This window comes from Opitutus sp. sgz309028 (assembly GCF_059821195.1).
On record NZ_JCAMRR010000002.1, the window covers coordinates 342,925 to 361,735 of the forward strand.

The following is an 18,811-nucleotide window of genomic DNA, read 5'->3' on the forward strand; positions in this document are numbered from 1 at the left end:
GTCAAGCGGCAGCACGCCGGGCGACTCCGCGCGGACGCATTGACTCCGCCGGCGCTCGGCGAACGTAACCCATGGAACGAGGGCCGCGTCTTGCGTGTAGATGAGCGCGCTCGCATATGTTTACCCATGCCTGACGAACCACCCTTCGACCTTGCCGGTTGCTTGGAGCGCGTTCGTCGGAACGATCAACAAGCCGCGCGCGAACTGGTGGAACACCTCTATCCGCTGGTCATTCGCATCGTGCGAGCCCGTCTGCCGCGACGCGTGCCGGAAGAAGATCTCGCCCAGGAGGTGTTTCTGAAAATGTTTTCCCGGCTGCATCAGTATCAAGGCAGCGTGCCGTTCACGCACTGGGTCTCGCGGATCGCGGTGACCACCTGCATCGATCATCTGCGGGCGCAGCAGCGGCGGCCGGAGTTTCGGTGGGCGGATTTGTCGGAAAACGAGGCCAACCTGCTCGATGCGGTGATGACGAACGAGCGGGCGGTCGCGCCCGACGATGCATTGGAAGCCAGCGAGCTCGTGCACAAGCTGCTCAATCAGCTTAAGCCCGACGATCGGCTCGTGATCCAGATGTTGGATTTGGAACAACGCTCCATCGCCGAGATCAGCGAGCACACGGGGTGGAATACGACCCTCGTGAAAGTGCGTGCGTTTCGCGCACGTCGGAAGTTGCAGAAGATGTTTCGGGAGCTACAACGAAAGGAGCGCACATGACACCGGAAGACAAAGTCTGGCAAAATCTCGTCTCGGCCGCCCGGTCGGTGCGGGATGACCGCACGACGGCCGCTCCGTATGGATTCGCGACGCGCATCGTCGCGCAGGCATTCGCGGCGGAGTCGCGGCCGGCGCCGATGCTGCTCGACCGCTTTTGCTGGCGGGCACTGAGCGTCGCCGGATTGCTGGCGGTGGCCGGCGTGGCGGCGAACTACACCGTGGGGCTGCGCAGCGAAGAGGAAATGCCTCTGGACGAAACCGCCGTGACCGCGGTGTTCGACATCTCCTGAATATGAATCGCACCTGGAAAATCGTGCTGGCGTTCGTCGGGGTTTTTCTGGCGGGCGCCATCTTCGGCGCGGCGCTGGCGCCCCGGCTGATGCGCACGCTGCTGCCGGAACGCCGGCAGCCGTTCCAGGAGCGAATGATGGAGCGGCTGGACGAGGAACTGCACCTCACGGCCGAGCAGAAGCAGAAGATCGCGCCGATCGTGCAGCGCATGGCGGAGGAGACGCAGCGGATGCGCCGCGAAGGCGCCATCACCTATCGCACGGTGATGGAAGGATTGAACGAAGAGATCGCCATCGAACTCACGCCCGAGCAGCGGGCCAAGCACGAGGAAATGCGCCGCAAGCTGCGCGAGCGAATGGAACAGTATCGCGGGCGGTCGGGTTTTCCCGGCCGCTGAGCGCGAGCGGGTCCGTCGCGCACAATTAGCCCTTGCGCCGCGAAGCGGACGCCGCATGGTGCGCCTCGGCCAGGCGCCATGCATGGGCAGGCGCGTGAACTCCGCCAGGACCGGAAGGTAGCAACGGTAACGACGTTCTCCCAGTGCCGTGGAGTGCCTGGCCACTATTTTTTTGCCGCCGGACGCGGCGAAGGTTGAGTGATGAGAGTTGAGCGGTGAGAGAAAGAGGAGTCGTTCGAGTTTTCGGCTTTTCACGCTCCGCTCTCGGCTCTCAACTCTGCACTCCTGTTTTGAGCTCCACCGGTTACCAAGTCATCGCGCGCAAGTGGCGCCCGCAGACGTTCGACGACGTCGTCGGGCAAGATCATGTTGTGCGGACTTTGAAGAACGCGATCGCGCGCCAGCGGATCGCGCACGCCTATCTGTTCGTCGGCCCGCGCGGCACCGGCAAGACCTCGACGGCGCGCATTTTCGCCAAGGCGCTTAACTGCACCGACGGCCCGAAGGCCGATTTCGATCCCAACGATCCCGCATGCAAGGCCATCGCGGATGGCACGCATCTCGACGTGATCGAAATCGACGGCGCGTCGAACAACGGCGTCGACCAGGTGCGAGATCTGCGCGACACGGTGCAATACGCGCCGGCGCAGGGTAAGTTCAAAGTCTACATCATCGACGAGGTGCACATGCTCTCGGCCGCGGCGTTCAACGCCCTGCTGAAAACCCTCGAGGAGCCGCCGGAGCACGTGAAGTTCGTGTTCGCCACGACCGACCCGCAGAAGGTGCTGCCGACGATCGTGTCGCGCTGCCAGCGGTTCGATCTCAAGCCGATCCCATCGCCCCTCATCATCGAGCGGCTGAAGAAAATTGCCGCGTCGGAGAAAATCAAAATCACGGACGAAGCCCTCGCGAGCATCGCGCGGATGGCCGACGGCGGCATGCGCGACGCGCAATCGATCCTCGATCAGATGATTTCGTTCTGTGGCGGCGAGATTTCCGAAGCGGACGTGCTCGACGTCTACGGGCTCGCGTCGGCCGAGAAGATCGCCGAGCTGGGTGCAGCGCTGGCGGCGGGCGATCACGCGAAGATCGTGGCGGTCGTCGACGATTGCGACGCCAACGGTCGCGATCTGGTGCGCATGTTGTCCGATTTGCAGGTCGTGGTGCGTAGCGCGCTGCTCGACGCGATCGCGCAGGGCGGACGCAGCAAGGCGCTCGGCACGGAGCTCTCGACGGAGCAACTCACGCGCATGCTCGACGGGCTGCGTGAGGGCGAGGGCGCGGTGAAACTCGGCCTGGCGGAAAAGATCAATTTTGAAGTGACCTTGTTGAAGGCGGTCGAGGCGAGCCGTGCGCGCGCCATCGACAGTTTGATCAAAGAACTCGCAGCGCTGGCGGACGAAACGCCGGCGGCGGGTGCCGACGAAAAAAAAAAGACCTGATTGACCGGCTCGAGGACGCGCTGGGCGCACGAGTCGCCGAAGCGGAGGCAGCAACTCCGGCGGCAACTAGCGAACCGGCGCCAGCGGCGCGGAATGAGGCTCCGCCCCCCGCGGCCGAAACGCCCGTCGCAGCGAACGACGTCCCAGCATCCACCGAGGAAGTGCCGGACTACAGCGAGACGAACGCCTGGCCGAGCGAAGCGGAAGAATCGGCGTTTCTCGCCGAATCGCGCGAGCGCGGCGAACCCGTCGTGCCGGCGGCGCGGGCCGCGGCCGATGACGACGCGGAGGACGATCGGAAAGCGCTGCCGAAACTCGACGAACTTGTGACCCGGATTCCGGCCGAGACGCGCGAGCTGCTCGACGAGTTGTTTCGCGCGAAATTCGTCACGGTCCGTCGCGTGCGCAAAGCCGACTTGAAATCGTCGGCTTCGAACTGACCCGGCGGCATGGCGCAAGCGGGCGCTGCTCGCGAGCGCGAGCTCAGCTCGGCCAGTGGCCGCTCGGAATCAGCGGCCGTTCGCCAACCGGGGGCAAATAGAGATAGGTTTCGACCGCGTCCTCCGCGAACGGCGGCAGCAGGCGCACGCGGTCGCGGCGATACAGTCCTTCGCCCGTGCCCTCGAAGGCGTCGAGCCGCGCGAGCGCGGCGGGCGAGACCCGCCAGACCTCACCGCCGACGCCGTGGCGGTCGGCGGCGGCCGCGACCATGCCCGGGTATTCGCCGAGATGATACAAACGGTAGCCGGGCTCGGTGCGGGCCTCGCCGACGAACGTTTCGCCGGCGAGCACGTGGTGGTTGAGGGCGCCGCGTTTCAGCGTGCCGTAGACGAAGACGAGCGTGTCGTCCGCGCTCACGCGTCGGATTCGCCGAGCAGCTCGACGACCACCGCGGTGGTGTTGTCGCGGCCCGAGCTTTGCACCGATTCCTCGACGATGCGCTTCGCGATCGATTCGCCCGGCGGCGTGGTGCGCACGAGTTCCTCGATCTGGCGGTCCCAGAGCCCGTCGACGAGGCCGTCGGAGCAGATGAGGAAACGATCGCCGGGTTCGTGGCCGACGGCGCCGAGTTGCGGTTCGACGAACTGGTTGCCGGCGCCGAGCGCCTGCTGGAGGGCGTTGCGGCGCGGATGCGTGCGCGCTTCGCGTTCGTTGATGGTGCCGTTGCGGCGGAGTTTGCCGACGAAGCTGTGATCGTGGCTGACCTGCGTAAGCCCGCCTTCGCGCGGCAGGAAGTAGATGCGGCTGTCGCCGACGTGGCCGAAATACATCCACTGCGGCGTGAACCAGCCGAGACTGAGCGTGCAGCCCATCCCGGCGCATTCCTCGTAGGCGTAACCGAGCTTGAGCAGGTCGTTGTGAATGTCGCTGAGCAACTCCTGCAGGACGTCCTGGAAGCCGGTGGTGATGCCGGTGGCGGAAAGACGGAAAGCGCGCGGCAGCAGCCGGGCGACGCGATCGACGGTGATGCGGCTGGCAAACTCGCCGGATTTCTCGCCGCCCATGCCGTCGCTCACGGCGAACACGAAGTCCGTTCCCGTCAGCGAAGCCTCGCCGGTTTTGCCGAGGTAGCGCAGTTCGTTGCCGTCGAAATTGAGCGCGAGAAACGTGTCCTCGTTGTTCGGGCGGAAGCGCCCGACGTGCGTCAGGCCGGACCAGCGGATTCGGCTGGAGCGCGGCGCATCTGGAGGTGCGGGCGGGATGGCGGCAGAGCCGTCGGCGATGCTCATTGAGCGATGGTCGGTTTCAGCGAATGGCCTTCGCCGCCGTCTTCCAGCAGCGTGGCGAACTCGAAATCGATGATGCAAAACCGACCGTCGGAGATGCGGTAGGTGATGTTGCGCAACTCGCGGTCCTCGTGGCGGACGCCGTATTGCTCGAGTTCGGCGAAGATCTCCTTCTGGCGCTCGGGATTAAGCGTGTCGACCCTTCCGCCACAGTGAGTCGTGACGATCTTCAGATGCGCGGGGTCGACCTCGAGAAGCTTCGGCACGAAATTGCAGCCGCGTTCCTCGAGCCGGCGCAACACCCGCACCTCGTGTTCGAAGCGCTCCTTCGCCATGTGTCCCCGAAACGTCTTGTGCACGCGTCCATCGTAGCCGATGCGAACGAGGGCGCGGGCGGTGTCTTTGACGTCTTGCATTCCGGTGCGGGGAGGAAACGAAACAACTCACGCCCGAAGTCGCTGGCAAGCGCGGGTCGCGTCGCCCGGGGTTCGGAGACGAAAATGAATGTTTTTCATCTGAAACGCAGAAACATGCGTCATATGTTCATAAGTTGGTGAGGTCGCTGGGGGTGGTGGCATACCACGTGCTAATCTCCAAAGCGGTTCTCTGACCGGGTTTGAACAAGGAGGCTGGGCCCCTAGCCACTTGACGATCCCGGCGCAGCAAGCCCAGAAACAACCCGCTCAATCCGACCTCCTCTATGGCCAAATACAAATTGGAATACATCTGGCTCGACGGCTACACGCCCCTGGCCAACTTGCGCAGCAAGACGCAAATCAAGGACTATGCCAGCTTCCCGAAGCTCGAAGAGCTCCCGAATTGGGGCTTCGATGGCAGCTCCACGAAGCAGGCGGAGGGGAAGAGCTCGGATATCGTGCTGAAGCCGGTCGCCGTTTTCCCGGATTCCACCCGCAAGAACGGCGTGCTCGTCATGTGCGAGACGTATCTCCACACCGGCGAGCCGCACCCGACCAACTCGCGGGCGACGATCCCGGACGATCCGGATACGTGGTTCGGTTTTGAGCAGGAGTATTTCTTTTTCCAGGACGGCGCGCCCCTCGGCTTCCCGCGGGACGGCTATCCGGCGCCGCAGGGCCCGTATTACACGGGCGTCGGCTACAAGAATGTCGGCGCGCTCGCGCGTGACATCGTCGAGCAGCACATCGACATCTGCCTCGACGCGGGGATCAATCTCGAAGGCGTGAATGCCGAGGTCGCGAAGGGCCAGTGGGAGTTCCAGATCTTCGGCAAGGGCTCGAAGAGCGCCGCCGACCAGATGTGGGTTGCCCGTTACATCCTGACCCGCCTGTGCGAAAAGTATGAGATCGACATCGAGTGGCGCTGCAAACCGATCCTCGGTGCCTTCAACTCGCCGCTCGATTGGAACGGCTCCGGCATGCACTCCAACTTCTCGACGAAGTATATGCGCGAGGTCGGCGGCAAGGCCTACTTCGAGAAGCTCATGGCCGCTTTCAACAAGCACATGGACGAACACATCGCCGTCTACGGTCCGGAGAATCACCTCCGCCTCACCGGTCTCCACGAGACGCAGTCGATCGACAAGTTCACGTATGGCGTGGCCGATCGCGGCTCCTCGATCCGCGTGCCGCACAGCTTCGTCAACAGCGGCTACAAGGGCTACCTCGAAGACCGCCGTCCGAACTCGGCCGCCGACCCGTATCTTGTCGCCGGTCGCATTCTCAAGACGATCCTGACGGTTCCGACGACCTGAGGGCAGCGCCTTTTCTGAATCACCGACGCCGCTTCCGCGAGGAAGCGGCGTTTTTTTTTCTCGGAGGCGCTGCGCGTTCTCGCAAGCGTCCGGACGTCGCCTGCGAAAAGGCGTTCTCCTTGGATTCCCATCGCTTCAACCCCGTTGCTCGTCCGTCGTTCTGGGAGTGGGCGCAGGTGGCCCTGCTCGGCGCAAATCTGGCGTGGACCACGCTCTGCCTCGGCGGCTTCCGGCCCGAGACCCAGGCAATCACGACTGCCCTTACGGCGGCGCTGCTCCTGGTGCATCTGCTGGCCGCCGGGCTGAATCGCGCCCGGATCCATCCGGCGGGCGCGTGGCTGCTGCCGTTTCTCGTTTTTGCCGCGATCAACGTCCTTTGGGTCACGCCCGTGCCGTGGCTCGGCTGGAGCGACTGGATCGGCTGGGCGCAGCTGCTCGCGGTGTTCTGGGTGGTTTTGAACGGCATCCCTTCGCGGCCCGCGCGGCAGACGCTTTTCTGGATGCTGGTGACGCTTGCGGCCGTCGCCGTGTTGCTGGCCTGTTACCAGCGATTCGTGCGGCCCGACTGGCTGATGCTCGGCCGCCGGCAGGCGCCGCAGTTCATCGGACGAGGGAGTGGATCGTTCGGCATTCCCAACAGTCTCGCGGCGCTCCTGCTGTTGCTGCTGCCACCGCTTGCCGCCGGCGCGGTCAGGCGGGGCGCGAGCGCAGTCGGGCGAACGCTCAGCGGCTATCTCGCCGCGGTGCTCGCGTTCGGTCTGTTTCTCACGATCAGCCGCGGCGCCTGGCTGGCGCTTGCGCTCGTGCTCGCGGCCTGGCCGTTGTGGGGATTGCGCGGCTCGCTGGGTCGGCGGCTCGCGGTCGTGGCCCTGGTCGCCGTCGCGCTTGGCGGCGTGATGACGGTTCTGTATCTCAACGTGGCGCCGGTGCGGGAGCGGCTCAGCCTGTTGCAGCGCGATCTCGGCGAACGCTCGCGGCCCATTCTCTGGCGCGGTGCTTGGAAAATATTCGAGGAGCACCGCCTGTGGGGCGGCGGCGCCGGCAGCTTCAATCTTCGCTTCGAGAAGCACCGGCCGGAATCGTTTCAGGACAACCCGCGCTGGGCGCATAATGATTATCTGAATACGCTCAGCGATTACGGCGTCGTGGGATTCGTCCTGCTGTTCGGCGGCGTCGGCGGGGTGGTCTGGCAGGCGGCGCGGGCGCGTCGGGCGGCGAGGCCTGCGCCAGGCCCGCCTTCGTCGTCCCGGTTGCAGCCGCTCGTCGCGGGGCTGGCGGCGTTTGCGACGCAGCTCTTCGTGGACTTTCATTTCAAGATTCCCGCACTCGCGCTCGCATTTGCGACGATGGCCGCGCTCGCGGTGCGCGAAGCCTGGCCGCACGATGAAGCCGGCTCTGGCGCCGCGAGGCCTGGCGTCCGCTGGCGTCCGATGCTGGCCGGTGGCGTGGCGTTGGCGATCGCGGTTGGATTTTTCGGGTTCATCGCTCCGCTTCAACGCGCGGAGGCGTTGCGTTATGGGGCGCGCGAAGCGATCGATCGACTCGCGATCTGTGGTGCGGACGCCCCCACCTGGCCGCCCGTGCTGGCGGGCGCGGCTGCGGAGTTGCGGCGGGCGACGGAGCTTTCGCCCCGTCATGCCGGAGCGTGGGCCGACCGCTCCTATGTCACGGCGCTGCGCGCGAGCGTCGAGCCCGCGAACAGGAAATCCCTGTCTCATGAGGCGGAAGCGCAGGCGCGCCGCGCACTCGCGATCGCGCCGGCTGTCCCCGAATTCTGGATTCGTTTGGGGGTGGCGCTGGATTTGCAGGGTCGTTCGCGTGAGGCGGGAGCCCCGTATGTCGAAGCGCTGAAGCTCGCCCCGGCCAGCGCGCTGATGTGGTATTATCGCGCGTATCACCTGAGTCTCGACGCGCGCCGAGCCGACCTGGCGCGTGCGGCGGTGGAGTTTTCCTTGCGCCTTGACGGCGGAAATCGTGCCGCGCATGCATTGCGTCAGCGATTGGCCGAACGCAGCCGCGCTCCTTAATCCCAGCTCACATGCGCCTGACCCAATTGCTCCCGTGGCTGCTGCTTTGCGGCGTGTTTTCCTTCGTCGCTCCCGCGTCCGCGCAAACCGCGCGTGTGCCTGGTCGCATCGTCGTCGCCAAGCTCGTGGGCAACGTCACCGGCAGAAGCCAGGCCGACGGAAGTGTGCGCGAGCTGAAGAAAGGCGACGAGCTCGCGCAGCAAACCGTCGTCACCACCGGCGCCGGCTCCAGCGTGATCCTGGTGTTTTCCAACGGCGCCTCGCTGAACCTCGGCGCCGACTCGTCGATGTCGATCGACGAATTCCTGCAGGATCCGTTCAGCTCGACGATCGCGGTGGCCGAACTGACCGCCGAGCCGACGTCCTCGCAGACCAAGCTGAATCTCACGCGCGGCGAACTCGTCGGCAACGTCAAGAAGCTCAATCAAGGCGCGGGCTCGAGCTTCACGATCAACACGCCGGTTGGCGCGGCGGGCATTCGCGGCACGACGTTCCGCATCGTTTTCCGACCGGATGCCAGCGGCAAAGTTTTCTTCACCCTGAGCACCGCGGAGGGCTCCGTGTTGTTCGAGGCGCCGGCCGCCGAAGGGGTTGCGGTCGAGACCGGCAAGGAAGTGGTCGTGAACGTGGAGGTGGAGGTCGACCCCGATACCGGCACCGTCACGGTGACTTCGCCCCCTGAAGTCCAGGCACCGCAGGATATTCCCGTGGAGACGCGCGTGCAGATCGAGCAGGCCGCGCAGGATATCGTGACCACGTCGACGGAGGTCATCGTGACCTCCGTGACGAACCCCGACAACTCCTCCGGCAATAACCAAAACGGCAACAACCCGGAAAACGATCCGCCTCCGGGCAACGATCCGCCCGCTGACAATGCTCCGCCATTTACGCCACCTCCTCCGCCGCCGAATACGACTCCGGGCGACGGACTTTAAGCGCCGCGTTCAGAACCTTTGCGCGGCCAGCGTAAACTGTTTTGCCCCGTAGGAAGCGCCTCCTAGCGTCGCGAGCGTGGTCCGGCCGAAAAAGACATCTGCGCTCGCGTCGCTGCGCTGGCTGCTGCTGCTGGCGATCCCGGCGTTCTGGTGCGTCGTCGCGCAATTCGGCGGACTGGCGTTCCTGGAAAACAAGTTGCTCGACTGGCGGTTTCGTTTTCGCGGCGAGATCGATGCGCCGGTCAAACTGGTTTACGTCGATCTGGATTCGCAGTCGTTGAGCGAGATCGGCGGGATGCCATGGAGCCGCAGCTATTTCGCGCGCGTGGCGTCGGTGCTGCTCAACGAGGCCAAGGTCCGCGCGATCGGCATCGACGTGGTCTTCTCCGAGAACGGCGTCGCCGAGGTGACGGATCAGCGCAAGCAGGTGGCGGGCAATCGCGAGTTCGCGCAGTTCCTCGTGAAGGCACCGCCGGTCGTGCTCGCGGCGTCTTACGCGGCCGCGGTCGACCGCGACATCAATCATGCGATCGTCGTGCGCGAGTTGCCGCGCGTGACGCAGCTCCGCCAGGGCGAAACCGGCGAACTGCCCGAACTGCCGAGTTTTCGTATCCATGAACAGAATGCGAATGCGCGTTGGTCGCCGCCGCTCGTCGGTCTGATCGACACGATCGACGGACAAACGCGCACGGTGCCGGCGTTCGCGCCGACGCCGGTCAGGAATTACCTCCACCTCGCGATCGAGCTCGCGCGTTTGTATTATGGCGTTTCGCCAGACGGCGTGGTCCTCGAGCGCGACCGGCTGGAACTGAAGCGCGAGGACGGATCGGTGGCGGCGCGCTTGCCGCTGCGCGAGGGACAACTGCTGGAGGTGAACTGGTTCTCCGCCTGGCTCTCGCCGACGCGAAATCCGCGGATCTCGTTTTCCACCGTGTTTGGTTACGCGGAACTGCTCGGTTCGGCGGACGAGGCAGAACGAAAGGCCGCGGCGGAGTTCTTCGCGCAGCCGGAGTTTCGCGATGCGATCGTGCTGATCGGCCCGGTCGATCCGCTGCTGCAGGATCTGGCGCCGACGCCCTTTGACGAAGCGCCCGTGCCCAAAGTTGGCGTGCATGGCAATGTGCTCAAAACGATCGTGGCGGGAAAATACCTGCGGCGTCTGCCCGACTGGAAGGGCGTGCGCTGGGGCGATTTCGCGATCGTCTTTGCGCTCTCGTTTGCGGTGAGCGCGCTTGCCACTGCCGGCGGAGCGCGGGCGACGCTGAGCAAGCTCGGGAGCTTGTTGCTGCTCGTGGGTTTTGCGGCACTCGGATTCTGGTTGTTTTCGGCGTATCAGTTCGTGTTGCCCCTCGCCGCACCGCTGGGAGCGGCGTTCACGACGAGTTTTGCGGGTGTGATCTGGCAGCTGATCGAGGAGCAACGGCAAAAGGGCCGGATCAAGGGGATGTTTGGCACGTATGTTTCTCCGCAATTGGTGGAGCGCATGATCGAGTCGGGCGAGGATCCGCAGCTTGGCGGACACGAGGAGGAAATCACCGCTTACTTCAGCGACATCCAGTCGTTCTCGAGTTTTTCGGAACGACTCGCGTCGGGTCCGCTGGTCGAGCTGATGAACGAATACCTGACCGCGTGCACCGACATCGTGCAGGAGGAGGGCGGCACGCTCGACAAATACATCGGCGACGCGGTGGTGGCGATGTTTGGCGCGCCGATCGCGCTGCCGGATCACGCCTATCGGGCGTGTGTCGCGTCGCAACGCGTGCACCAGCGGCTGGGTGAGTTGCGCGCAAAGTGGAAAGCGGAGGGCGGACGCTGGCCGGAGATCGTGTGGCACATGCAGTCGCGCATCGGGCTGAATTCGGGGCCGGCGACCATCGGCAACATGGGCAGCCGCACGCGTTTCAACTACACGATGATGGGCGACAACGTGAACCTCGCCGCCCGCATGGAGAGCGGCGCGAAGAGCTGGGGCGTCTTTACGATGTGTAGCGGGGCGACGAAACGCGCCTGCGAGCAACACGGCGGTGACCGGTTGGTGTTCCGGCCGCTGGGCCGCATCGTGGTGAAAGGCCGCACGCAGCCGGTGCCGATTCACGAAATCGTCGGGTTGAAGGAGCACGTGACGCCCCGCGCGCGCGAGTGCATCCAGATTTTTGAGACGGCGCTGGCGCGCTACTACGAACGCGATTGGGAAGGTGCCGGCCGCTTGCTGGCGCAAAGTCGCGAGTTGGAGCCGAACCTCCCGGGTGAGGTGCCGGGCGTCGCGAGCAATCCGTCGCTGGTGTATCTGGATATCGTCGCGCACTATCGCCGCCAGCCCCCGCCGGAGGGCTGGGATGGCGTGTATGTGATGAAGGAAAAGTGATGCCGAGCTGCGTCCGGCGGCGGCGGATTCCGGTGGCGTAGCGACGGAAAAATAGTGTCGCCGCGCCCGCGGCAAATTGCTGCCATGGCGTGCTTCCCATGACTACCCCAGCTGACGCTCTTGCGGTGATCGACGGTTCGCTCTGCGAACTTGACCGGACGGGAGATCGCATCTTGCGGCACGCCCCTTTGGCGACCGCGGTGGTGGAGTTTCGCCGGAGTCCGTTTCGCACTTACGTGCGCGAGCATCCTTACGGCCTGCTGCCGGGCCTGCCTAATCTCTACTGTCTCGACGGCGACGATCGTCTGCTGTGGATGGCGGAGTGGCCGGCGACGAACGATCCTTGCGCCGTGATCGTCGGCGAGGAAAACGGGGAACTGCACGTGATGTCGGTGAGCGGCGCCACGGTGCGGCTCGATGCCGCGACGGGCCGGCTGCTCAGCTGGCGCGCGCACGTGGCGGCAACGGCCTGAGCCTGCGCCGCTCGCGGAACCATCGCCGGGCGGGCAAAAAAAACGAATCCAGGCTTCGTATTCGAAACCTGGATTCTTCGAGAGGCGGCGGGCCGCCGCGATGCGTCGGGTCGTTTACGACGGCATCGGCAGCGGACCGCTGCGGGCCGGCATGGGCGCGAAATCCGGCGGCGTCAGGCCGCTGACGAGGTCGGCGACCTTGACCGGCTGGCCGGTTTCGAAGCAGCGATTCGCGGCGATGCCGACGAGGATCGACGCCGCGCCGCCGCGCTCGTCCGAGGCGCGCCGGTATTTGTCGGCCGGAGCTTCGGGCAGGAAGATCTCGTCGAGCATGACCTTGTCCCCGCCGCCGTGGCCGCCGGTGCCCGTCCACGGCTGCACGGTTCGCGGCGCGCCGCGCAGGGGAATGACGCGGGTGCTGATTCCTCCCGCGGCGATGCCACCCTGCACGGTGTCGGTGCCGCTGACGTAGATCTGCTCGGCAATCGAATGCTCGAGGCGGCCCAGGGTGCCGTTGAAGGCGATGGTGTAGCCCTCCCAGGCATTGAAGGCGTTGAGCGAGTAGGCGAGGGAGACGTTGTTGTCGTATTTCACCAGCACGTTCATCGTATCCTCAATGTCGATGCGCGGATTCCACACGCATTGGTCGCGGAAGTAGCCGTCGTATTTTTCCTGGTCGAGATAGAGCGCCTTGAGATTGGGATTTGCGGCGAGATCCATGAAGAAGCCGCATTTGTCCTTCTCGGGGCAGGTGTGGCAGCGTTCGTGGTGGCTCTGCAGGCCGAAGCGCCGCGCCATCTCGGGCGTGTAGAACTCGCGCTTGCCGGTGGCGAAAACCGAGACCGGCATCGCCCCGAGCCACCAGTTCACGAGGTCGAAGTGGTGGGTGGCCTTGTGCACCATCAGGCCGCCGGAGTTTTTCTTTTCTCCGTGCCAGCGGCGGAAGTAGTCGGCGCCGTGATGGGTGTTGAGCAGCCAGTGAAAATCGACCGAGCGCACCTCGCCGATCTCGCCGCTCATCAGGATGTCCTTCACCTGGGTGCGCGGCGGCGAATAGCGGTAGTTGAAGGTGACGCGCAGGTTGCGGCCGGTGTTCTTTTTGGCGTCGAGGATGCGCTGGCATTTCTCCGCGGTGGTGGTCATCGGCTTCTCGGTGATGACATCGAAGCCCGCCTCCATCGCGCGCACGATGTAGTCGTCGTGCGTGGAATCCATCGTGGTGACGATGACGACGTCCGGCTTCGTCTCCGCGAGCATCCGATCGAAATCGGCTGCGGCGTAGCCGCGCGGCGGCGTGGCGCCATTCAGCTTCGAGCGGGCGCGGGCGTGTTCGATGCGACCGGCGTTGAGATCGCAGAGGCCGACGAGCTCCGCGTATTGGCGGTAATCGCGCTCGATCGCGTTCTGATACATGAAGTGACGCGAGCCGGTGCCGACGATCGCGTAACGCTTGCGCCGCGCGCCGGCGGAGTCCGCCGCGAAGAGCGAGGGGCCGAGTGCGGCGACACCGACGCTGGCGGTGGAGAGGGTTTTTACGAACGTCCGACGATCGATCAGGGTTGGGGTATTCATGAGGAGAAACGCAGTCAGCTTGACGCCGTTTTTCCCGCCAAGTTGCGGGGTGCGCTCGTTGTTGCCCGGCTTCCTCATCATCCACCAACGCCCTGCAATGGTGCGCAGGCGCCGAGTGGAAGTGTCATACATTATATGACACTCTGGTTCGGTGAAGCGGGAATGGGAGGCGTCGAGGTGGGAAGGGGGGCGAAAGAAAAGGGCCGGTCGACGACCGGCCCCGAGGGAGATGAAACTCTGCCCGTGCGCTTACTTCAGGAGCATGTCCTTCACGGTGCGGCCGGCGGGGATCATCGGCAGCACGTGCTCGGTGTAGGGCACGATCACGTCGAGGACGTAGGGACCGTCGTGATCGAGCATCTCCTGGATGGCTTCCTTGAGCTCGCTCTTGAGGTGCACGCGCCGGCCTTTCACGCCGAAACCTTCGGCGATCTTGACGAAATCGGGGTAGAGGCCGGAGAGGTTGTCGGGGCTGCCGACATTGGTTTCGTCGCCGAGAACCGTATTGCCGCGGACACTACCGTAGAAGCGGTCCTCCCATTGCACGACCATGCCGAGGTGCTGGTTGTTCAGGATCATGGCCTTCGCGGCGATCTTCTCGATCTTGCAGGTGGCGAGCTCCTGGATGTTCATCACGAAAGAGCCGTCGCCGTCGATGTCGATGACCTGCTTGTCGGGACACGCGACTTTCGCGCCCATCGCCGCGGGATAACCGAAGCCCATCGCGCCGAGCCCGAGCGAGCTGATGTAGCGGCGCGGTTCGTCGAAACGGTAGAATTGCGCGGCCCACATCTGATGCTGGCCCACGCCGGTGCAGATGATGGCGTCGCCCTTGGTGAGCTCATAAAGAGCCGCCACGGCCTCCTGCGGGACGATGTGCTTGCTGGCTTCGTAGCGGAACGGGTGTTCCTTCTTCCACGTGGCGATCTGCGCGTGCCACGCGGCGGTGTCGGGCGGGGTGAACTTGTTGGCGGCGGCGAGCTCGTTGAGGCGGCCGAGCGCGTATTTGATGTCGCTGACGATCGGGAGCAGGACGCGCTTGTTCTTGTTGTGCTCGGACGCGTCGATGTCGATGTGGACGACCTTGGCTCCGCCGGCGAACTTCGAGGTGTCGCCGGTGATGCGGTCGTCGAAACGCGCGCCGACTGCGAGGAGGAGATCGCTCTGGTCGACCGCCCAGTTGCCGTAGGCGGAACCGTGCATGCCGAACCACTGCATCGAAAGCGGGTGAGTCTCCGGGAAGCCGCCGACGCCCATCAGCGTGGTGGCGACCTGGATGTTCATCTTTTCGGCGAAGGCCTTCAGCTCGGCGCTCGCGTCGGCGGAGATGATGCCGCCGCCGGCGTAGATCACCGGGCGCTTCGCTTCGGCGATGAGCCCGAGCACGTGCTTCAATTGCTCATCGCTCGCGTGCTGCGTGGCAATGGCATAGGGATTGCGAAACTCGATGGTGGGCGGGAAAACCGGCTGGAACTTCGCCTGTTGCACGTCCTTCGGGAGATCGATGATGACCGGTCCGGGACGACCGCTGCGGGCGAGGTGGAAGGCCTCCTTAAATACGCGCGGAATGTCGTGCACGTTCATCACCAGATAGGAGTGCTTCACGATCGGCAGCGTCATGCCGTAGAAGTCCGTCTCCTGAAACGCCATCTTGCCAATGTATTTCGAATACACCTGGCCGGTGATCGCGACCATCGGGATGGAATCCATGAACGCGTCGGCGATGGCTGAAACGAGATTGGTCGCGCCCGGGCCGGAGGTGGCCATGCACACGCCGACCTTGCCGGTGGCGCGGGCGTAACCTTCGGCGGCGAAGGAACCGCCCTGCTCGTGGCGGGGAAGGATGGTGCGGATCTTGTCGGTCCGCGCGAGCGACTGGTGCAACTCCTGCGAGGCACCGCCCGGGTAAGCGAAAATCACGTCAACTCCTTCGCGGATCAGGCACTCGACGACGGCGTCGGAGCCCTTCATTTCGCGGCCGATTTCGGCTTTCGGAAAGGCGGAGGGAGAGGTCGTGGATTTCATGGTCGGCTAGGTTGGGAAAAAGACTGGCGAGCAAAAACCCTGTGCCAGGGAGTGGCAAGCTTCCGAATGGGAAAGGTTGCCCGCGCCGCCCACCGGAAAAGAGGCTCGCGCCGGGCTTTCGCGGTTCGCACGGTGATGGCATGCTGAAGCTGCTTTTCATCGGCGACATCGTGGGCCGACCAGGCCGCGACATCGTGAACGAGAAACTCGGGCGATTGCGCACCGAACACGCGCTCGATTTTGTCATCGCCAACGGAGAAAATTCCGCCGCCGGCAGCGGCATCACGGCGACGATCGCGCGGTCGCTGCTCGAGGCCGGAGTCGATGCGATCACGCTCGGCGACCATGTCTGGGATCAGCGCGGTTGGGAATCGGAGATCACGCAGATCGAGCGCGTCTGCCGTCCGGCCAACCTGCCTGCGTCGAATCCGGGCTGGGATCATCTCATCATCGAAGCGCGCGGCTTCCGGCTCGGTGTGTTCACCGTGCTCGGGCGTCAGTTCATGGGCTTGAAAGCGGATTGTCCGTTTCTTTGCGCGGATCGGATGATCGATCAGCTGCGCGCGCAGTGCGACGCGATCATCGTCGAAGTTCACGCCGAGGCCACGTCGGAGAAGCAGGCCCTGGGCTGGTATCTCGACGGGCGCGTGACCGCCGTGATCGGCACGCACACGCACGTGCCGACGGCGGATGCCTGTGTGTTGCCGAAAGGCACGGGGTTCATCTGCGACATCGGCATGACCGGTCCGTATCAGGGCGTGCTCGGCCGGCAGATCGAACCGGTGGTGAAAAAATTCGTCGACGGCATGCCGCGACGTTTCGAGATCGCGACCGAGGACGTGCGCCTGTCCGGGGCGATGCTCGAAATCAGCGCGTCGATGGCGCGCGTGGAAAAGATCGAGCTGCTGACGGTGAGGCGCTGAGGCGGCGCGAGCCGGCCGGGCGTGGAGGCAAAACCCGCGCCCTTCGGTGTTCGCCTCAGGAATGCGCGACGCCCGCTTCCTCGAATACGCCGAGGTGGCGATAGCGTTGGTAACGGGCGTCGAGCAGCTTCTCGCCCTTGAGCGATTGCAGCTCGCGCAGGTGCTTTTGCAGGGCTTTCTGCAAGCCCGCGGCGGCGGTTGGGAGATCGTTGTGGGCGCCGCCGAGCGGCTCGGGAATGACTTCGTCGACGACTCCCAGCTCCGCCAGTTTGCCGGCGTTGACGCGCAGGGCCTCGGCTGCTTTGGGCGCCGCGGCTGCGTCTTTCCAGAGAATGGCGGCGCAGCCTTCGGGCGTGATGACCGAATAGTAGCTGTTTTCGAACATCAGCACGCGGTCGGTGACGCCGATGCCGAGGGCGCCGCCGGATCCACCTTCGCCGACGATGACCGCGATCGACGGCACGCGCAGCATCGCCATCTCGCGAAGATTCACGGCAATCGCTTCCGAGACGTGGCGTGCTTCGGATTCGACGCCGGGATAGGCGCCGGGCGTGTCGATGAAAGAGAGGACGGGAAGGCCGAACTTTTCGGCGAGGCGCATCAACCGGAGCGCCTTGCGGTAACCCTCGGGCTGCGGCATGCCGAAGTTCCGCTCGATGCGCTCCTTCGCTTCGCGGCCCTTCTGCTGGGCGATGATCATGATCGCCTCGCCGTTGAGGAACGCGGTGCCGCCGATCAAGGCCCGGTCGTCGCGATACTGGCGATCGCCGTGCAACTCCTGGAAATCCTCGCAGAGGAGGTTGACGTAATCGAGGGCGTAAGGGCGCTTCGGATGACGCGCGATCTGCACGCGCTGCCACGGCGTGAGGTGCGTATAGATCTGGCGCCGGGCCTGGTCGATCCGCTGTTCGATGCCCGCGATCTCTTTCGAGAGATCGAGGTGTTGTTCGAGCGATTTTTGGTGAAGCGAATCGAGCTCTTTCGCGAGTTCGCGGAGCGGTTTCTCGAACTCGAGCACGTAAGCGGACTGGTCCATAAGCAAGAAGGGAGAGGGAAGGCTACGGGTGCGCCTTTGCGGCTGTCAACGGGCTCGACAACGCCAGCGCTTCACAACGTGCCCGCTCCGGTCTCCGGATTCTTGAGCTGATCCTTCCAGCTGAGGATCTTTGCCTGGGCGCCGAAATGCTCGGCGCGGGCTTTGTCGCCGCGTTCCATCCAGATCCGCGACAACGTGGTGTTGATGAACAAATCCGACGGCCGCAGCGCGTGCGCCTTTTCGGCGGCGGCGAGCGCGGCGTCGAGATGCCGGCGCGAAAAATTAACCTCGGCCAGCGCGTGCCAGGCTTCGAACGACGTCGGCGTGACGGTCGTGGCCTGCTCGAGTTTGGCGATGGCGGCGTCCGTCTCGCCCAGCGCGAAGTCGGCAGTGGCGTCTTCGATGAGGTGTTGAAGTTCGTCGGGCGTCATGATCGTGCGCCAGTGTGGGACGATTCGCACAAAAAGAAAGGACGGCCTTGCGGGCCGTCCTCGTGGGAAACGGAGGAGCGTTGCGGTTACTTTTTGCCGGCTTCGACCGCGAGGCGCAGCTTGACCTCGTCGCCAAGCGCTGTGGACAGCATCGCGGGGCCGCTGAGATTGAAGTCGGATTTCTTGATGGTCGTGGTCGCCTCCCAGCCGGACAGCGTCGAGCCGCGCGGTCCGGGGCCGACGCCGAGCAACGTCGTCGCCAGCACCACTTCCTTCGTCACGCCCTTGATCGTGAGATCGCCGGTGACGTCAAAGGTGTCCGCCCCGGTTTTCTTCCAGCTTTTGCTTTTGAAGGTGGCGGTCGGGAATTTTTCGGCCTCGAAAAAGTCACCGCTGCGAAGGTGATTGTCGCGTTTCTCGCTGGCGGTATTCACGGAACCGATATCGACGGTGGCCTCGACGGAGTTCGCCGCCGGGTTCTCCGCGTCGTAAACGATCGTGCCGTTGAACTTCGTGAACGTGCCCGGGACTTTGCTGACGAAGTGACGGATGTCGAAGCCGACCGAGGAGTGGACCGGATCGATGACATACGTTTCGGGGGCGGCGGACACGAACGTGCAGGGCAGCAGTCCGAGAACGGCGAGCGGAAGAAGACGGGGGATGCGGATCATAGTGAAGGGATTGGGTTCAGATGTGCGGCGTGGAGTGAGCGGGATTC

Annotated in this window: 19 protein-coding genes and 1 other RNA gene; 12 read left to right on the top strand and 8 right to left on the bottom strand. The window is 64.6% G+C overall.

Translation table 11 applies throughout. From position 1 onward, the window contains the following. Positions 1-126 precede the first annotated feature (126 nt). From AC6RV7_RS07240 to AC6RV7_RS07265, 6 genes are all read left to right on the top strand, one after another. Positions 127-717, top strand: coding sequence for an RNA polymerase sigma factor (locus tag AC6RV7_RS07240; protein ID WP_500093247.1), 591 nt, complete (start codon positions 127-129; stop codon positions 715-717). Then, complete coding sequence (locus AC6RV7_RS07245; RefSeq protein ID WP_500093248.1) at positions 714-1,007, top strand: hypothetical protein; 294 nt, start codon at positions 714-716, stop codon at positions 1,005-1,007. The genes AC6RV7_RS07240 and AC6RV7_RS07245 overlap by 4 nt, the downstream gene beginning before the upstream one ends. A gap of 2 nt (positions 1,008-1,009) precedes the next feature. After that, on the top strand, positions 1,010-1,405 hold the full coding sequence (locus AC6RV7_RS07250) for a hypothetical protein (protein WP_500093249.1): 396 nt from the start codon (positions 1,010-1,012) through the stop codon (positions 1,403-1,405). A 67-nt stretch (positions 1,406-1,472) separates the two neighbouring features. Continuing rightward, positions 1,473-1,571, top strand: an RNA gene (gene ffs, locus AC6RV7_RS07255) — signal recognition particle sRNA small type. A 124-nt stretch (positions 1,572-1,695) separates the two neighbouring features. Then, positions 1,696-2,847 carry a DNA polymerase III subunit gamma/tau gene (gene dnaX, locus AC6RV7_RS07260; protein ID WP_500093250.1) on the top strand — a complete coding sequence of 384 codons (1,152 nt, stop codon included), beginning with the start codon at positions 1,696-1,698 and terminating at the stop codon, positions 2,845-2,847. Between the two features lie 161 nt (positions 2,848-3,008). Beyond that, positions 3,009-3,287, top strand: coding sequence for a hypothetical protein (locus AC6RV7_RS07265; protein WP_500093251.1), 279 nt, complete (start codon positions 3,009-3,011; stop codon positions 3,285-3,287). A gap of 43 nt (positions 3,288-3,330) precedes the next feature. On the opposite strand, the gene AC6RV7_RS07270 is transcribed toward AC6RV7_RS07265, so the two are convergent. From AC6RV7_RS07270 to AC6RV7_RS07280, 3 genes are read right to left on the bottom strand one after another with little or no spacing between them, the layout of a single operon-like run. Continuing rightward, positions 3,331-3,705 (bottom strand): gamma-glutamylcyclotransferase family protein, encoded by a 375-nt coding sequence (locus AC6RV7_RS07270; protein ID WP_500093252.1) that lies wholly within the window; start codon positions 3,703-3,705, stop codon positions 3,331-3,333. Next, positions 3,702-4,577, bottom strand: coding sequence for a PP2C family protein-serine/threonine phosphatase (locus tag AC6RV7_RS07275; RefSeq protein ID WP_500093253.1), 876 nt, complete (start codon positions 4,575-4,577; stop codon positions 3,702-3,704). The genes AC6RV7_RS07270 and AC6RV7_RS07275 overlap by 4 nt, the downstream gene beginning before the upstream one ends. Further along, positions 4,574-4,990, bottom strand: coding sequence for a BUD32 family EKC/KEOPS complex subunit (locus AC6RV7_RS07280; protein ID WP_500093254.1), 417 nt, complete (start codon positions 4,988-4,990; stop codon positions 4,574-4,576). Before AC6RV7_RS07280 ends, AC6RV7_RS07275 begins: the two co-directional genes overlap by 4 nt. Positions 4,991-5,274: 284 nt before the next feature. Between AC6RV7_RS07280 and AC6RV7_RS07285 the strand changes: the two genes are divergently transcribed. The 5 genes from AC6RV7_RS07285 to AC6RV7_RS07305 all read left to right on the top strand — a co-directional run bounded on the left by AC6RV7_RS07285 (position 5,275) and on the right by AC6RV7_RS07305 (position 12,106). Continuing rightward, positions 5,275-6,306: a glutamine synthetase beta-grasp domain-containing protein gene (locus tag AC6RV7_RS07285; RefSeq protein ID WP_500093255.1), complete on the top strand. Its 1,032-nt coding sequence runs from the start codon at positions 5,275-5,277 to the stop codon at positions 6,304-6,306. Between the two features lie 119 nt (positions 6,307-6,425). Further along, positions 6,426-8,333 (top strand): O-antigen ligase family protein, encoded by a 1,908-nt coding sequence (locus AC6RV7_RS07290; RefSeq protein ID WP_500093256.1) that lies wholly within the window; start codon positions 6,426-6,428, stop codon positions 8,331-8,333. A gap of 11 nt (positions 8,334-8,344) precedes the next feature. Continuing rightward, positions 8,345-9,268 carry a FecR family protein gene (locus tag AC6RV7_RS07295; protein ID WP_500093257.1) on the top strand — a complete coding sequence of 308 codons (924 nt, stop codon included), beginning with the start codon at positions 8,345-8,347 and terminating at the stop codon, positions 9,266-9,268. Positions 9,269-9,344: 76 nt separating this feature from the next. Further along, a complete protein-coding gene (locus AC6RV7_RS07300) occupies positions 9,345-11,633 on the top strand; it encodes a CHASE2 domain-containing protein (RefSeq protein ID WP_500093258.1) in 2,289 nt (762 codons plus the stop codon). 98 nt (positions 11,634-11,731) lie between these two features. After that, positions 11,732-12,106 carry a hypothetical protein gene (locus AC6RV7_RS07305; protein ID WP_500093259.1) on the top strand — a complete coding sequence of 125 codons (375 nt, stop codon included), beginning with the start codon at positions 11,732-11,734 and terminating at the stop codon, positions 12,104-12,106. 114 nt (positions 12,107-12,220) lie between these two features. Here the strand turns inward: AC6RV7_RS07305 and AC6RV7_RS07310 are convergent, their stop codons facing one another. Both AC6RV7_RS07310 and ilvB read right to left on the bottom strand, forming a co-directional pair. Next, positions 12,221-13,678 carry a Gfo/Idh/MocA family protein gene (locus AC6RV7_RS07310; RefSeq protein ID WP_500093260.1) on the bottom strand — a complete coding sequence of 486 codons (1,458 nt, stop codon included), beginning with the start codon at positions 13,676-13,678 and terminating at the stop codon, positions 12,221-12,223. A gap of 249 nt (positions 13,679-13,927) precedes the next feature. Continuing rightward, positions 13,928-15,703, bottom strand: coding sequence for a biosynthetic-type acetolactate synthase large subunit (gene ilvB / locus AC6RV7_RS07315; protein ID WP_500093261.1), 1,776 nt, complete (start codon positions 15,701-15,703; stop codon positions 13,928-13,930). 140 nt (positions 15,704-15,843) lie between these two features. Between ilvB and AC6RV7_RS07320 the strand changes: the two genes are divergently transcribed. Beyond that, positions 15,844-16,626 (top strand): TIGR00282 family metallophosphoesterase, encoded by a 783-nt coding sequence (locus tag AC6RV7_RS07320; RefSeq protein ID WP_500093262.1) that lies wholly within the window; start codon positions 15,844-15,846, stop codon positions 16,624-16,626. A gap of 55 nt (positions 16,627-16,681) precedes the next feature. Here AC6RV7_RS07320 and AC6RV7_RS07325 read toward each other — a convergent pair whose 3' ends face one another. The 3 genes from AC6RV7_RS07325 to AC6RV7_RS07335 all read right to left on the bottom strand — a co-directional run bounded on the left by AC6RV7_RS07325 (position 16,682) and on the right by AC6RV7_RS07335 (position 18,764). Continuing rightward, on the bottom strand, positions 16,682-17,662 hold the full coding sequence (locus AC6RV7_RS07325) for an acetyl-CoA carboxylase carboxyltransferase subunit alpha (RefSeq protein ID WP_500093263.1): 981 nt from the start codon (positions 17,660-17,662) through the stop codon (positions 16,682-16,684). A gap of 71 nt (positions 17,663-17,733) precedes the next feature. Then, positions 17,734-18,123: a tetratricopeptide repeat protein gene (locus tag AC6RV7_RS07330; protein WP_500093264.1), complete on the bottom strand. Its 390-nt coding sequence runs from the start codon at positions 18,121-18,123 to the stop codon at positions 17,734-17,736. A 56-nt stretch (positions 18,124-18,179) separates the two neighbouring features. Continuing rightward, positions 18,180-18,764 (bottom strand): YceI family protein, encoded by a 585-nt coding sequence (locus AC6RV7_RS07335; protein WP_500093265.1) that lies wholly within the window; start codon positions 18,762-18,764, stop codon positions 18,180-18,182. Positions 18,765-18,811 lie beyond the last annotated feature (47 nt).